Annotated in this window: 10 protein-coding genes; 8 read left to right on the forward strand and 2 right to left on the reverse strand. The window is 62.4% G+C overall.

Annotated elements, in window-relative coordinates; translation table 11 throughout:
* The first annotated feature begins 256 nt into the window (after positions 1-256).
* The 4 genes from HG718_RS01420 to HG718_RS01435 all read left to right on the forward strand — a co-directional run bounded on the left by HG718_RS01420 (position 257) and on the right by HG718_RS01435 (position 4,546).
* Positions 257-1,258 carry an SGNH/GDSL hydrolase family protein gene (locus tag HG718_RS01420; protein ID WP_160586725.1) on the forward strand — a complete coding sequence of 334 codons (1,002 nt, stop codon included), beginning with the start codon at positions 257-259 and terminating at the stop codon, positions 1,256-1,258.
* Positions 1,255-2,559: a GDSL-type esterase/lipase family protein gene (locus HG718_RS01425; protein WP_160586726.1), complete on the forward strand. Its 1,305-nt coding sequence runs from the start codon at positions 1,255-1,257 to the stop codon at positions 2,557-2,559. Before HG718_RS01420 ends, HG718_RS01425 begins: the two co-directional genes overlap by 4 nt.
* Positions 2,560-2,658: 99 nt before the next feature.
* The gene (locus HG718_RS01430; protein ID WP_160586727.1) at positions 2,659-4,134 is read left to right on the forward strand and encodes an MBOAT family O-acyltransferase; all 1,476 of its coding nucleotides are present in this window, start codon (positions 2,659-2,661) and stop codon (positions 4,132-4,134) included.
* Positions 4,135-4,147: 13 nt separating this feature from the next.
* The gene (locus tag HG718_RS01435; RefSeq protein ID WP_160586728.1) at positions 4,148-4,546 is read left to right on the forward strand and encodes a hypothetical protein; all 399 of its coding nucleotides are present in this window, start codon (positions 4,148-4,150) and stop codon (positions 4,544-4,546) included.
* Positions 4,547-4,619: 73 nt separating this feature from the next.
* Here HG718_RS01435 and HG718_RS01440 read toward each other — a convergent pair whose 3' ends face one another.
* Complete coding sequence (locus HG718_RS01440; RefSeq protein WP_160586729.1) at positions 4,620-6,047, reverse strand: glutamate synthase subunit beta; 1,428 nt, start codon at positions 6,045-6,047, stop codon at positions 4,620-4,622.
* A gap of 66 nt (positions 6,048-6,113) precedes the next feature.
* The gene (gltB, locus tag HG718_RS01445; protein WP_160586730.1) at positions 6,114-10,790 is read right to left on the reverse strand and encodes a glutamate synthase large subunit; all 4,677 of its coding nucleotides are present in this window, start codon (positions 10,788-10,790) and stop codon (positions 6,114-6,116) included.
* Positions 10,791-11,837: 1,047 nt separating this feature from the next.
* Between gltB and HG718_RS01450 the strand changes: the two genes are divergently transcribed.
* From HG718_RS01450 to HG718_RS01465, 4 genes are all read left to right on the forward strand, one after another.
* Complete coding sequence (locus tag HG718_RS01450) at positions 11,838-12,134, forward strand: BufA1 family periplasmic bufferin-type metallophore (protein ID WP_160586731.1); 297 nt, start codon at positions 11,838-11,840, stop codon at positions 12,132-12,134.
* 101 nt (positions 12,135-12,235) lie between these two features.
* Complete coding sequence (gene bufB, locus HG718_RS01455) at positions 12,236-13,168, forward strand: MNIO family bufferin maturase (RefSeq protein ID WP_160586732.1); 933 nt, start codon at positions 12,236-12,238, stop codon at positions 13,166-13,168.
* Between the two features lie 4 nt (positions 13,169-13,172).
* Positions 13,173-14,003 (forward strand): HvfC/BufC N-terminal domain-containing protein, encoded by an 831-nt coding sequence (locus HG718_RS01460; protein ID WP_160586733.1) that lies wholly within the window; start codon positions 13,173-13,175, stop codon positions 14,001-14,003.
* The gene (locus tag HG718_RS01465; protein WP_160586734.1) at positions 14,003-14,488 is read left to right on the forward strand and encodes a DoxX family protein; all 486 of its coding nucleotides are present in this window, start codon (positions 14,003-14,005) and stop codon (positions 14,486-14,488) included. The genes HG718_RS01460 and HG718_RS01465 overlap by 1 nt, the downstream gene beginning before the upstream one ends.

Raw genomic sequence — 14,488 nt, forward strand, 5'->3', positions numbered from 1 at the left:
ACCTGCCTGGGCCGGTTGCGCCTGCGTGACTCTTCGGGGCGTCTGAGGCACCATTCGGTCTGCGTGGGGGCGCATGAAATTGTATTCGGGGGCGAGCGTGACGCGCTTTGTCGTGAATTGGGGTGGTTTGCCGGCCAGGTGTCTGGGCGCGGCATTCGCATTTCTGGTGTGGGGGCTGACCCCTGCAGCTGCGCAGCTGTCTGGTCCGGCGACGGATGCGGCAGCGCATGCCGCAGCTTCCGCGGTTCCGGCTGCCATGGCTCCCATCCCCGACAAAGCCAATCCGGCCAAAGCCGACGGTCCTCTCAACATTCATGTTTTCGGCGATAGCCTGGGCGACGGCGTGTGGGCCGGCCTCTACCGCAAGCTGCCCAAGGCTGACGGCTACAAAGTCACCAAGCATTCGCGGGTTTCGACGGGTCTTGTTCGCAAGGACTTCTACGATTGGTCCAAGGCGGTTCGGCAGATTGTCGCTGTGCACCGGGTGGATGTGGCAGTGGTCATGATCGGCACCAATGACCGGCAGGCGATTGTCGAGAACGGACGTCATGCCCTGCGGTCTGCCACGTGGGAGAAAATCTACAAGGCGCGGATCGATGACCTGACGCAGGTGCTGAAGGATGAGGGAGCGCAGGTCTTCTGGGTGGAGCTGCCTGCCATGCGGTCACCGCGCTTCGGGCGTGACATGCAGTATTTCAACTCCCTGTTTGAAGAGCGCGCGGCGGCCAATGGCATCACCTATGTACGCACATGGCAGCGCACGCTCGGTGACAATGGGGCGTATTCGGCCTATGGCACGGATGACCGCGGCCGCAAGCGCAAGATGCGCACCAATGACGGCATTCATTTCACGATGAGCGGCTACATCAAGCTCGCGGGATTTGTCACAGATGCCATGGCGGATGTACCCGGGCAGCAATCCGATGCCCAGCCCGCAGCTGATGTCATTCCAGCGTCGGTCAAGACGCCGGTCGCGCCGGTTTCTCCTGCCTTGCCTGAGGTGACGGCACCGGAAATTGCAGCCCCGGCGCCAGTAGCACGCCCGGCACGTTCCGAGATCATGCCGTCCCAGCTGGACGGTCAGCCGGAAGACGTGCAGCGGTCTGAACGGGCGGGGGTTTCGGAGGTTGCGTCCGGCATCGCCCATGCGCTGTCTGAGTTGCGTGGTTTCGTGCTGCCGGAGGCCAAGCCGGGCCGAGCAGACGACCTTCGTCAGCCGCAGGGCACGTCTCCGTCAGACCCGCAGCCAGGCCAGTGATCCGCCATCTATGTCTTGCTGTTACCATTGCGGTGGCAGCGGGCGGGGTCTCCCGTGCCCAGGAGTTGGCAACACCAGGCGCGGAGATCATGCAGCCGGACGCGCTTGAGACCTATTTCCGTGCACGGGAAGCGGGGCAGGGTGTGCGTGTGCTCCATCTCGGCGACAGCCATATTGCACGAGACAGTTTTTCCGGTGATCTGCGGCAGATGATGTCGGGCGATATGCCGGGCGCGCGGGGCTTGCTGCCGCCCGGGCTCGTCTACCCCTTCTTGCAGCTTCGCGGTGTCGAGATCGATGCTTCGGAAGGCTGGACCATCTATCGTGCCCGGGACGAGGAGGCGTCTGGGCCTTTTGGACTCATGAGTGCCAGGGCGGAAGCGGCTGCTGGATCAAGCCCAACCCTTAGCCTGTCCGGCTTTGAGGTGCCTGCTGATCGCCTTCTTGTGGGCTATTGGCGACAGCCCGATGGCGGCGCAGTGCAGGTGCAGTTTGATGGTGCGGTGCAGGCAATCCCGACGCAGGGTGACGAAGGTCCGGCCTTCGCGGCCTTTGCGGTACCTGAAGCAGCCCAGATCATTCGCATCATGCCGGCAGGCGATGGGCCGGTGGCGTTGCTGTCGATGGTGCTTGAAGCAGACCGTCCGGGGGTAGTGCTTAGCAACGCGGGATGGCCTGGCGCGACATCTGCGATCATGCAGCGGTGGGACGATGAGGTGTTGCGGCTGGAGATTCAGCGCCTTGATCCTCACCTGATCATTCTGAGTTACGGCACGAATGAAGGTTTTGATGATGAGCTTGATCTCGATGCCTATGGAGCGAACTTCCGCCACCAGATCGCCCGTCTCAAGCGCTTCGCGCCAAACGCGTCCGTCCTGATCACCGGTGGGCCCGACGGGACGCGGTTGCCTTTCTATGCGGATACGGAAAGTCGGGACCCGGAGGAGTGGACATGCGCGCCTCTGAGCGGCGCGGAGCGGGAGACTTATGCCGCCCTGATCGAGGCAGAAAGTGCCTCCCTGCTGCGCTGGCACGAGCCGCCCATGCTGAAAGCTGTCCTGTCAGCGCAGCGGGAGGTCGCCAGGGACGAGGGGGCAGCGCATTGGAACTGGCGGGAGGCCATGGGGGGTGCGTGCGCGGTGCATGACTGGCGGCTGGCTGGTGACCCGCAGCTGGCCCGCCCGGACCACGTGCACCTGACCGGGGAGGGGTATGCCCTCTCCGCGCGGATGCTGATGGACGCGCTCAATGGCGCGTTTGTGGCATGGCAGGGGGACGGGAAGGGGCAGGCTGTTCCATAACGGCACAGATGCGTCTTCGGGGGTAACCTGGGGTTAGGAAATGGGACGGGCGCTCGGTGTCCGGCTCCGCCTGGCACCATTGTGAGACGCTGCGCGGACATGCTGTTTCCAACTCTGGATTTTGCGCTGTTCTTCGTGATCGTGTTTCTCATCGCATGGGAACTGCGACGGGATCTGCAGGCGCGCAAGCTTGTCCTCGTCTTCGCCTCCTACTTTTTCTACGGCTATTGGGATATCCGCTTCACCCTGCTGCTTGCCGGGTCTTCGCTGCTCAACTATGCCGCCGGGCGGATCATCGGCGGGCTGAATGACGGTGCGCTGCGCAAGTGGGTGCTGGGCATTGCTGTCGCGCTCAATCTCGGTGTCCTTGCCTTCTTCAAGTATTACGGCTTCTTCCTCGCATCGCTTGCTGACCTGCTTGCCTCGGTGAACCTTGAGCGGGATCTGCCGTTTCTCGAGATCATCCTGCCGGTGGGGATTTCGTTCTTCACCTTCCAGGGCATTTCCTACCTCGTGGACGTGTACCGGAGGCATGTGGATGCCTCGCGCTCGGTGCTGGACATCTTCCTGTACATCTCGTTCTTCCCGCAATTGGTGGCAGGGCCCATCGTTCGCGCGGCGCACTTCCTGCCGCAGCTTGAACGCACGCCGCATGTGAACCGGCGCATGGCGGGGCTTGCGGTCGTGCTGATCCTGGTGGGGCTGTTCAAGAAGATGGTGATCGCCAACTACCTGGCCACGGAACTTGTTGATCACGTGTTCTTTGATCCGACGGCCTATGGGGGCGGCGACCTGCTGCTGGGTGTCTATGGCTATGCGGTGCAGATCTATTGCGATTTCTCGGCCTACTCCGACATCGCCATCGGCGTGGCCGCGTTGCTGGGATACCGATTCCCACGCAATTTCGACCATCCCTACCGGTCGGCTTCGCTGCAGGAATTCTGGCGGCGGTGGCACATTTCCCTGTCTACCTGGCTGCGCGACTATCTGTACATTCCGCTCGGCGGCAGCCGCGGGAGCACCTTCCAGACCTATCGCAACCTGTTCCTCACCATGTTCCTTGGGGGCATCTGGCATGGTGCGGCGTGGACTTTTGTCTTCTGGGGCGCATTCCACGGCGCAATGCTGGGTGTCGAACGTGCAGTGACGCGCCGCTGGGACGAACTGACCGGGAATGGCCACCATTATGGCGGTGGCCTGATGGCCGCGTTGATGGGTGTCGGCCGGCGAATTCAGGGTACCTTCGCCACGCTGCTGGGCATCGTGCTGACGTTCCATCTTGTGTGTTTCGCCTGGATATTCTTCCGTGCGTCGAGCTTCTCCGGTGCCTGGAACTATGTGGCAGGTCTTGCGGACTGGTCGCAGCCGGCCCAGTTCGCGTCTCCCTTCATTGTGGGGCTCATTGCCTTTTCCCTCGCAGGGCAGTTCCTGCCGTCTGGCTGGGCCATCGGTGCGGGGCGGGTCCTGCAACGGGTGTCCTGGCCGGTTCTGGGGCTGACGCTGGGATTTGGTATTCTGCTCATCGAGGCCATGGCACCGGAAGGTGTGGCGCCCTTCATCTATTTCCAGTTCTAGGGAGCGGCCTGCCATGATGGAACATATCGATCCGGAAGCCGACGCCTACGAACCCGGCTTTGAGATGACGCCCAAGGCACAGCTCAATGCAGAGGGCGAGACGCGCAAGACGTTCAAGCGCGTCCTGCTGGCCATGTTGCTTGGCCTCTTCGTCCTGTCGCTTTTTCATTCGGCTTCGCTGGTCACCTATGTTCGCGGTCTGCCCATCGGCCCGGTGGAAGACACGATCATTGCGGTTACGGAAGCGTGGCACGAGCAGATGCAGCGCAATGGGCTGACCGCGCTTTACGGCGAGCTCAACGCTGCTGTCGTGGCCATTCACGACGCTACCTGGGAAGACGTGGATGCGCTTCTGTCGCAATCCCGGACGGGTGATGCCCCTGAAGAGTTGCGGGGCGGCGTCGAGGAGTAGCCGCCTATAAGCGAGGCACAAAAAAGCCCTCCGGTTTTGCCGGAGGGCTTTTCTCTTTGGTGGTTCTGATGCCTTAGCGCGGCAGGGTCGTGCTGCCCATCAGCGCCTTGTCCACGGCGTGCGCGCACTGGCGGCCCTCGCGGATGGCCCAGACAACCAGGGACTGGCCGCGACGCATGTCGCCGCAGGCAAACAGTTTGTCCTTGGTGGTCTTGTAGGCTTCGTCGCCTTCAGTATCGGCCTTGACGTTGCCGCGGGCATCAAGCTCGGGTGACAGGTCGTCGATCATGCCTTCGTGCACCGGGCTGACGAAGCCCATGGCCAGAAGCACGAGGTCGGCCTTGATGTCGAACTCCGAGCCTTCGATTTCCTGCATCTTGTCGTCCACACGCACACAGGTGAGCGAGGTCACCTGACCGTCCTCACCGTTGAAGTGCTTGGTCATCACCGCGAAGTCTCGCTCAGCGCCTTCCGCCTGGCTGGAGGAGGTGCGGAACTTGAGCGGCCAGTGAGGCCAGGTCATCAGCTTGTCTTCCTTTTCCGGCGGGGCCGGCATGATTTCAAGCTGGGTGACGGACACGGCACCCTGGCGGAAGGACGTGCCAATGCAGTCCGACCCGGTGTCGCCACCGCCAATGACCACGACGCGCTTGCCGCCGGCAAGGATCGGCATGATGTTGCCCAGCGGCTCGTCGCCCACGCGACGGTTCTGCTGCGGTAGGAAGTCCATGGCGAAGTGAATGCCATCAAGATCGCGGCCCTCAATGGGAAGGTCGCGGGGCTTCTCTGCACCACCGGCAAGGGCAACGGCGTCGAAGTCCTTCATCAGATCGTCGGTGGTGATGTCCACACCCACATGAACGCCCGTCTTGATGGTGACGCCTTCGGCTTCCATCTGGTCGGCACGGCGATCAATGACGTGCTTTTCCATCTTGAAGTCGGGAATACCGTAGCGCAGCAGGCCGCCGATCTTCTGGTTCTTCTCAAACAGGGTCACGTCGTGGCCGGCGCGCGCCAGTTGCTGGGCGCAGGCCATGCCAGCCGGGCCGGCACCGACGACGGCCACCTTCTTGCCGGTCTTGTGCGCGGCAGGCTGCGGTTTCACCCAGCCCTCCTCGATCGCCCGGTCGGCGATGGCGCATTCGATCGACTTGATCGTTACCGGCTTGTCGATGAGGTTCAGCGTGCAGGCGGCCTCGCATGGGGCAGGGCAGATGCGGCCGGTTACCTCGGGGAAGTTGTTGGTGCTGTGCAGGTTGACCGCAGCTTCTTCCCAGTCGGAGTTGTAGACCAGATCATTCCAGTCGGGGATCTGGTTATTCACCGGGCAGCCATTGTGGCAGTAGGGAATACCGCAGTCCATGCAGCGCGCGGCCTGGTTCTTGACGCCTTCCTCCGACATCGGAATGACGAATTCGCGGAAGTGGCGGATGCGGTCGGACGCCGGCGCAGTGGTGCGGTCCTGGCGGTCGATCTCTAGGAAGCCGGTGACTTTACCCATCGGACTGTTCCTTCATGGTCGAAAATTGAAATTCTGAAGATGCAACGTGGTCCAGGGACCGCGGGCTTATTCGCCCGCGGCCTTGAACTGCGTTGCGGAGTTTTCGTTGGATGCCTTCATCTCTTCCAGCGCGCGGCGGTAATCCACCGGCATCACCTTCACGAATTTCGGCAGGTACTGGTCCCAGTTGTCCAGGATCTCGCGGGCCCGGGCGGAGCCGGTGTAGCGGGCCTGGTTCTCGATGAGCTGGCGCAGGCGCTCGGCATCGAAGCGGGTCATGTCGGTCATCACGTCGACGCGGCCATGGGTTTCAAGGTCACCGCTCTGGTGGCCTGCTTCCATGGCATCGTCCTCGGCTGCGATGTGCTCGAGCTCGACCATGGAGAGGTTACAGCGGCGTTCGAAGTCGCCCTTCTCGTCCAGCACATAGGCAATACCGCCCGACATGCCGGCTGCGAAGTTGCGGCCCGTCTCGCCAAGCACAACCACGACACCGCCGGTCATGTATTCGCAGCAGTGATCGCCGGTGCCTTCCACGACGGCGATGGCGCCGGAGTTGCGGACGGCGAAACGCTCACCGGCCACACCGCGGAAGTAGCACTCGCCGGTGATGGCGCCATAGAGCACCGTATTGCCGACGATGATGCTCTTCTCAGGCACGATCTTGGCGGTCTCGTGCGGGTAGATGACGATGCGGCCGCCGGACAAGCCCTTGCCCACATAGTCATTGGCCTCACCAGCCAGCTCGAAGCTGACGCCGTTGGCGAGCCATGCTCCGAAAGCCTGGCCGGCCGTGCCGGTGAGTTTGACCGAGATGGTGTCGGGCTCGAGGCCCTTGTGGCCATACTTCTTGGCGACCTGGCCGGACAGCATGGCACCGGCAGAGCGGTTCATGGAGTTGATGTCCGTCTCGATGGTCACGCGCTCGCCATTCTCAAGGGCAGGCTTTGCCTGCTCGATAAGCTTGCGGTCGAGGATGTCGACAATCGGGTGGCTCTGTTCTTCGCAGTGATGGATGGCCACGCCGGGCTTGTCTTCCGGGCGGGCAAACAGGCGGGACATGTCCAGCCCCTGCGCCTTCCAGTGTGCCACGGCCTTGGTCTGGTCCAGGGCATCCATGTGACCGGTCATCTCGGCCAAGGTGGCGAAACCCATTTCCGCCATGATGGCGCGAAGTTCTTCGGCGACGAAGAAGAAGTAGTTCACCACATGCTCGGGCAGGCCGACGAAGCGCTTACGCAGCACCGGGTCCTGGGTGGCGATGCCAACCGGGCAGGTGTTGAGGTGGCACTTGCGCATCATGATGCAGCCCGCCGCGATGAGCGGTGCCGTGGAGAAGCCGAACTCGTCAGCACCCAGAAGGGTACCGATGGCGACGTCACGGCCGGTGCGGAGACCGCCATCCACCTGCACGGCGATGCGGCCACGCAGGCCGTTGGCGACCAGCGTCTGATGGGTTTCGGCAAGGCCAAGTTCCCACGGGGAGCCGGCGTGCTTGATGGAGGTCAGCGGGGACGCGCCCGTACCGCCTTCAAAGCCTGAAATCGTCACGTGATCGGCGCGGGCCTTGGAAACGCCGGCGGCCACGGTGCCGACGCCGACTTCCGACACGAGCTTCACGGAGATCGCGGCTTCCGGATTGACGTTCTTGAGGTCGAAGATCAGCTGCGCAAGATCCTCGATCGAGTAGATGTCATGGTGCGGGGGCGGGGAGATAAGGCCCACACCCGGCGTGGAGTACCGCACCTTGGCGATGACGGCATCCACCTTGTGGCCGGGCAGCTGGCCGCCCTCACCAGGCTTGGCGCCCTGCGCCATCTTAATCTGGATCATGTCGGCATTGGCCAGATACTCGGCGGTGACACCGAAACGGCCCGAGGCGACCTGCTTGATGGCGGAGCGCATGCTGTCGCCGTCCGGCAGCGGGGTGAAGCGGTCAGGCTCCTCACCCCCTTCGCCGGTGTTCGACTTGCCGCCGATGCGGTTCATTGCCTTGGCTAGCGTCGTGTGTGCTTCGCGGCTGATGGAGCCAAACGACATGGCACCTGTCGCGAAGCGCTTGACGATTTCCTGGGCAGGCTCGACCTGGTCGATGGAGAGCGGCTGACGGCCAAGTTCTTCGGCGTTCTTGAGGCGGAACAGGCCGCGGATTGTCAGCAGGCGCTTGGACTGGTCGTTGATGGCCTTGGCGAAGGCATCATACTTGTCCTGGCTGTTGCCGCGCACTGCGTGCTGCAGGTCAGCAACGGAGTTGGACGTCCAGGCGTGGTCCTCGCCGCGGATGCGCTGCATGTATTCACCGCCGACGGCCAGGGACTTCTTGAGCACCGGGTCGGTTGAGAAGGCGCGGTGGTGACGCTGGATGGTTTCTTCCGCGATCTCCGGCAGGCCCACACCTTCGATGGTCGTGGCGGTGCCGTAGAAAAATTCACGGATGAAGTCGCTTGACAGGCCGATGGCGTCGAAGATCTGCGCGCCGCAATAGGACTGGTAGGTGGAGATGCCCATCTTGGACATCACCTTGAGGATGCCCTTGTTCACCGCCTTGATGTAGCGGGTCTTGATGGTGGCATCGTCCAGCTCTTCACCGAGCTGGCCCTTGATGGCGATGAGGCTTTCAAAGGCGAGATAGGGGTTGATGGCCTCTGCGCCATAGCCGGCGAGGGCACAGAAATGGTGCACCTCGCGGGCTTCACCCGTTTCGACCACGATGCCCACGCGGGTGCGCAGAGCCTTGCGGATGAGGTGGTGGTGTACGGCGGAAGTGGCAAGCAGGGCGGGGATCGCCACGCGATCCTCGCTCACCAGCCGGTCCGACAGGATGATGATGTTGAAGCCTTCCTCGACGGCGCGCTCGGCCCGTTCGCAGAGCGCGTCGAGCGCCGGCTTCATGCCTTCGGCGCCACGGTCGGCGGCGAAGGTCGTGTCCAGCGTCTTGGTCTGGAAGTGATTGTCGGCGATGTCGCCAATGGCGCGGATCTTTTCCAGGTCCTCGTTGCGCAGGATCGGCTGGCGCACTTCAAGACGGCGCAGCTCACCCTGATTGTGCAGGTCGAGGATGTTCGGACGCGGGCCGATGAAGGAGACGAGGCTCATCACCAGCTCTTCGCGGATCGGGTCGATCGGCGGGTTCGTCACCTGGGCGAAGTTCTGCTTGAAATAGCCGTAAAGCAGCTTCGGCTTGTCGGAGAGGACCGCGATGGGCGTGTCGGTGCCCATGGATCCAATGGCTTCCTGGCCGGTGGCAGCCATGGGAGCCATCAGGGTCTTCACGTCTTCCTGGGTGTAGCCGAAAGCCTGCTGGCGCTTGAGAAGCGGCACATTCGGCTGGGGCGGAGTGCCGCCCATATCCGGCAGTTCCTCGACATTGATCTGGGCCTTGTCCAGCCACTTCTGATAGGGCTCAAGGGAGGCAAGCTCTTCCTTGATCTCTTCGTCGGAGATGATGCGGCCTTCCTCGAGGTCGATCAGCAGCATCTTGCCCGGCTGCAGACGCCACTTCTCCACGATGCGGTCTTCCGGGTAGGGAAGAACACCCATCTCGGAGGCGAGGATTACGTGATCGTCGTCAGTGACGAAGTAGCGGGCGGGACGCAGGCCGTTACGGTCCAGCGTGGCGCCGATCTGGCGGCCATCGGTGAAGGCCATGGCGGCGGGGCCGTCCCACGGCTCCATCAGGGCTGCGTGGTGCTCGTAAAACGCGCGGCGCTTGGGATCCATCAGCTCATGGCCGTACCAGGCTTCCGGGATCATCATCATCATAGCGTGGGCAAGCGAATAGCCGCCGAGCACCAGAAGTTCGAGCGCATTGTCAAAGCAGGCCGAGTCAGACTGGCCCTCGACGGTGAGCGGCCAGATCTTCTTGAGGTCATCCCCGAAGATCTCGGATTCCATCGAGCCCTTGCGCGCGGACATCCAGTTGACGTTGCCGCGCATCGTGTTGATCTCGCCATTGTGGCAGATCATGCGGAAGGGCTGGGCCAGGGACCAGGTGGGGAAGGTGTTCGTCGAGAAGCGCTGATGCACGAGCGCCAGCGCGGACACCATCCGCTCGTCCTTGAGGTCGAGATAGTACTTGCCGACCTGATCGGAGAGCAGCATGCCCTTGTAGTTGAGGACGCGTGACGACAGCGAAGTGACGTAGGTGTCAGCCGCAGTCGTGACGTCTTCCTCATAAAGGCTGTTCCAGATTTCCTTGCGGATCACGAAGAGCTTGCGCTCGAAGGAGTCCTGATCGGCGCAGTTGTCGCCCCGGGCCACAAAGAGCTGCTTGTGGACAGGCTCCGTCGGCAGCACTGAGTAGCCGAGATCTGAATTGTCTACCGGCACATCACGCCAGCCGAGGAAGGTCTGCCCCTCGGCGGCAACGACCTCTTCGGTCCGCTTCATTACGCGGGCGCGCTTTTCATCGTCCTGCGGCAGGAAGAAGTGGCCAACGGCGTAGTCGCCTTCGGCGGGCAGGGTAATGCCCAGGTCGCCGGTCACCGCGCGCAGAAACTCATCCGGCATCTGGATCAGGATGCCAGCGCCGTCGCCCGCTTTCGGGTCGGCGCCAACGGCACCGCGGTGCTCCAGGTTGCACAGGATGTTGAGACCGTCCTCGACGATCTTATGGCTCTTCTTGTTCTTGATATTGGCGACGAAGCCAATGCCGCAGGAATCTTTTTCGTTGCGCGAGTCATACAGACCCTGCGGTGCGGGGTAACCTGCCGGACGGAACTGACCTTCGGGGGTCTTCGTCATGCCGCCAAACCTCTCAAACTGCGGGGTGGCGCGGCCCACGTCGCTGGCCACCCACCCGAAAATCCAAACCAAACGGACGCTTTCCACAGGCCGGCCTCACCGCCTGCCTGCCCCAATCTGGGGCGGAAAGTCCGCACGACAATCCGGCGTCACCGGATCAACCCGTCTCCTGCATTGGCACCCCGTTGAACACCGGAGCATCAGAGGACGCGGGCCGACTGAACGCCGCCTTATCGCGAATTGACCTAGGGGCCCTCGCTGACCGCTCCTGGAGCATCTGTTGCGTCGCTCGCCAGGTAACCGGCCAGGAAGACCTGAGCCTTTGGACGGGAGAGTATCCCGGAAGTGATCCCGCTCCTTTGCGGGGGATCTAAGCCCGGGCTGCCGCTCATTGCCGGCGGCGGCCCCCTTCGCCCATGCTAGGCGGGCCTGAAACGCGATACGTCGCCCCAAGCCCTGCCGAGCGCGCGGAGTGTGCCAGAATGAGGGGTTCAGAATCAAGGTCAGGAATAGTGACCTTTTTTATTGACGCCCCTACGGAGTCCAGAGGCCCGGCTCCCTCAGAATCACTTGGCGTGCAGAGTCCAGCAGAGTCAAAGCTTCACGGGAATTAACCATGATTGGGGTGCGGAGAATCAAGCTCATGTCCTCACGCGGTCTCACATCGCTTTTATGACGCTCACGCGGGACGTGATTTCCGCAGAAAACCGGGATTGTGCAAGACTTCCCGTGTCGCAAGGGCGTTTGCTGACCGGCGGTGTCCCCCGCCGCGTTTGTCCGGTTGGCAAGCCCCTTGCGCGCTTCTCTCCCTCAAATCACCAGCCCGAAATTGAGGCTAACCGCAAGGCGGTTGGCCAGGCCCCGCGGCACGCGTGTTTGCCCGAAAACAGACGTGCCTCGGTCTGCATGTCGGCCATGCCCACGCGGCTTCACAGCTGTTTGAGACGGTGAGACGGCTTCGTGAGTTCCCTTTTGAGCTTCTGTCGCCGACGTTGGAGATCGCGGTGGGGGAGCACCGAAAAGTGTCATCTTTAGAGGAATGAACTCATGAAGAACGCATCCACTGCCGCTCTCGCCGCCGCTGGTGCACTTGCCGCCGCGCTGACCATGTCTGCCTCATCGGCATCCGCTGCGGACGCGGCAGGCATGGAGAAGTGCTACGGCGTCGCGCTCGCGGGTGAAAACGACTGCGCGGCCGGTCCGGGCACGTCCTGCGCAGGGACGTCGAAGATCGACTACCAGTCGAATGCGTGGAAGCTGGTCCCGGCCGGCACCTGTGCCTCCATGGAGACTCCGCATGGTACCGGCACGCTTGAAGCGAACGACTCACGCCTTCCGTCGTAATCCCAGCGCGTGAGTTGAGAATGACCCGGATGGTTCCGACACATTTGGCTCGGGCTGCGTCGTCCCCCTCGGCGCAGGCGGCATCTCCGTCCGCCGCCGGCATGGCCCCGGTCCCCCCTCAAGGGGCCGCCGACCAGCCGCTGGGATCATCCGGGCATTCGACCTTTGCCCAGCACGACGTGCTGCCGGCGTCCGCCGGGATCTCGCTGAAACCCAGCCATTACGCCACTATCCTGTCCGACGGTGCGCACACGGATTACTTCGAGGTGCACGCCGAGAACTATTTCGGCTGTGGCGGCGCACCGCACCGCTATCTTACCGCCATTCGTGAACGGCATGCCTTGTCCATCCACGGGATCGGCCTGTCGTTGGGTGGCGCCGGAGCGCTTGATGCGGACCACCTTGCGCGGCTGCAAGGCCTCATTGACCGGTACGAACCAGCGCTTGTTTCAGAACATCTGGCTTGGTGTGCCAGTGGCGGGGCCTATTTCAATGACCTGCTGCCAGTGGCGTTGACCAATGAGGCGCTCAACACCGTGTGCCGTCATGTGTCGCAGACCCAGGATGTGCTCGGGCGGCAGATTCTGGTGGAGAACCCGGCAAACTATCTCGCATTCGAAGTCAGCGATATTCCGGAGACGGAGTTTTTGTCGGAGATGGCTGCGCGTACGGGCTGCGGTCTGTTGCTCGATATCAACAATGTTGTTGTAAGCGCCCATAATCTGAAATTCGACGCCGGCTCCTACCTTAATGCCTTCCCGATGGTTCTTGTGCGGGAAGTCCATCTTGCGGGGCATGCGGATGACAGGCGCGGGGCGGCACATCTCAAGATAGATGACCATGGCAGCGCACCTGGGTCGGAGGTCTGGAACCTCTATCGATCTGTCATCGCGCAAAACGGCCCTGTGCCGACGACGATCGAGTGGGACCGGGATGTGCCGCCATTGGCGGATCTGGAGCGCGAGGCCCAAACGGCCCGGTCGATCCTTCAAGGTGCTGAGGGGGCAGTTGAGGCTGCCGGGCGGGGAGCCTGATCCGATGTCCCGCCTCTCTGATTTGCAGGCACGCTTTGCAGCGTCCCTGCGTGACCCCGACAATGGGCAATCCATGCTTGATATCGCAGCACTTGGCGCGGACTCGCTGCCTCAACGGGCGCGGCTGGATGTTTACCGGAACAATGTTGCATCGAGCCTGATCGATGCGTTGGCAGCCCTTTATCCCGTGTGCCGGCGGTTGGTTGGCAATGATTTCTTTCAAGCGACAGCGCGTGCCTATCTGGATCGTTCTATGCCGACCCAGGCCTCGCTGATCGGCTTTGCCCCTGACTTTGCCGGCTTTCTCGTGAGCTTCGAACCGGCTCGGCAATTGCCCTATCTGCCGGACGTTGCCCGCCTCGAGCACGCCTGGCACAGGGTCTATCACGGCCCCGATGCATCACCTGCGACTGCTGAGGACCTCAAGGCCTATGCGGATGTGCGTGGCGAAAAGGAACTCGACAAGCTGGTGCTTGGTCTTGTGCCCGCCCATCACCTGCTGATGTCCCCCTATCCCATATCGCGAATTTGGGAAGCCAATCAGCCTGATCGGGATGGGAAGCTGGCCTTCTCGGATGCCGACAGGAATGAGCGCGTGTTCGTTGTGCGGCCAGGTGTCGACGTTCATGTGCTGAGAGTGTCACCGGGTGCCTTTGGTTTGCTCTGCGCAATCCAGGGCGGAATGTCGCTCGGCCGTGCGTTGATCGCGGCATTCGAAGAAGAGCCGGACTGTGATCCCCAGCAGGTTTTCGCCCAGTTGCTGACAGCTGGCAGTTTCATCTTGCCGAAGGATGCGCGAGCACTCCTTCCGGCGCATGCTTCCGGAAATGTGTGATGACCGAACCCACCCCTCGCACCGCGCCTTTCAATCTTGATCTGATCCGCCGGTTCAACGACCTGCTTGCCCGCGTGCCGGACTGGCTTGTGGCGCTTGCCGCGCGCGTTGCACTTGCCGGCGTTTTCTGGACGTCAGCACGCACCAAGGTTGAGGGCGTCTTTTCCATCAAGGAGAGCACCTATTTCCTGTTTCAGTATGAGTATGCCCTGCCGGTGATCCCCTATGAGTGGGCGGCCGTGATGGCCACCATTGCTGAGCACATGTTTCCCATCATGCTGGTGTTGGGGCTTGGCACGCGCTTTGCCGCCTTGGGATTGCTCGTCATGACGGCCGTGATCCAGGTTTTTGTCTATCCGGGGGCCTGGAACCTGCACCTGCTCTGGGCCACAGGCCTTCTTTTCCTCCTGTCACGGGGCGGGGGACTGCTCTCGGTCGATCATCTCATCGACAGGCGCTTTACCGGGAGTGCGGGCGGCGCATAG

Source organism: Pyruvatibacter mobilis (assembly GCF_012848855.1).
Lineage (GTDB): Bacteria > Pseudomonadota > Alphaproteobacteria > CGMCC-115125 > CGMCC-115125 > Pyruvatibacter > Pyruvatibacter mobilis.

What these genes read in the sequence shown, in the direction of transcription:
- HG718_RS01430 (WP_160586727.1), top strand. Translation starts at nt 2,659, where the DNA reads ATGCTGTTTCCAACTCTGGATTTTGCGCTGTTCTTCGTGATCGTGTTT.
- HG718_RS01450 (WP_160586731.1), top strand. Translation starts at nt 11,838, where the DNA reads ATGAAGAACGCATCCACTGCCGCTCTCGCCGCCGCTGGTGCACTTGCC.
- HG718_RS01465 (WP_160586734.1), top strand. Translation starts at nt 14,003, where the DNA reads ATGACCGAACCCACCCCTCGCACCGCGCCTTTCAATCTTGATCTGATC.
- HG718_RS01440 (WP_160586729.1), bottom strand. Translation starts at nt 6,047, where the DNA reads ATGGGTAAAGTCACCGGCTTCCTAGAGATCGACCGCCAGGACCGCACC.
- bufB (WP_160586732.1), top strand. Translation starts at nt 12,236, where the DNA reads ATGGCCCCGGTCCCCCCTCAAGGGGCCGCCGACCAGCCGCTGGGATCA.
- gltB (WP_160586730.1), bottom strand. Translation starts at nt 10,790, where the DNA reads ATGACGAAGACCCCCGAAGGTCAGTTCCGTCCGGCAGGTTACCCCGCA.
- HG718_RS01420 (WP_160586725.1), top strand. Translation starts at nt 257, where the DNA reads ATGGCTCCCATCCCCGACAAAGCCAATCCGGCCAAAGCCGACGGTCCT.
- HG718_RS01460 (WP_160586733.1), top strand. Translation starts at nt 13,173, where the DNA reads ATGTCCCGCCTCTCTGATTTGCAGGCACGCTTTGCAGCGTCCCTGCGT.
- HG718_RS01435 (WP_160586728.1), top strand. Translation starts at nt 4,148, where the DNA reads ATGATGGAACATATCGATCCGGAAGCCGACGCCTACGAACCCGGCTTT.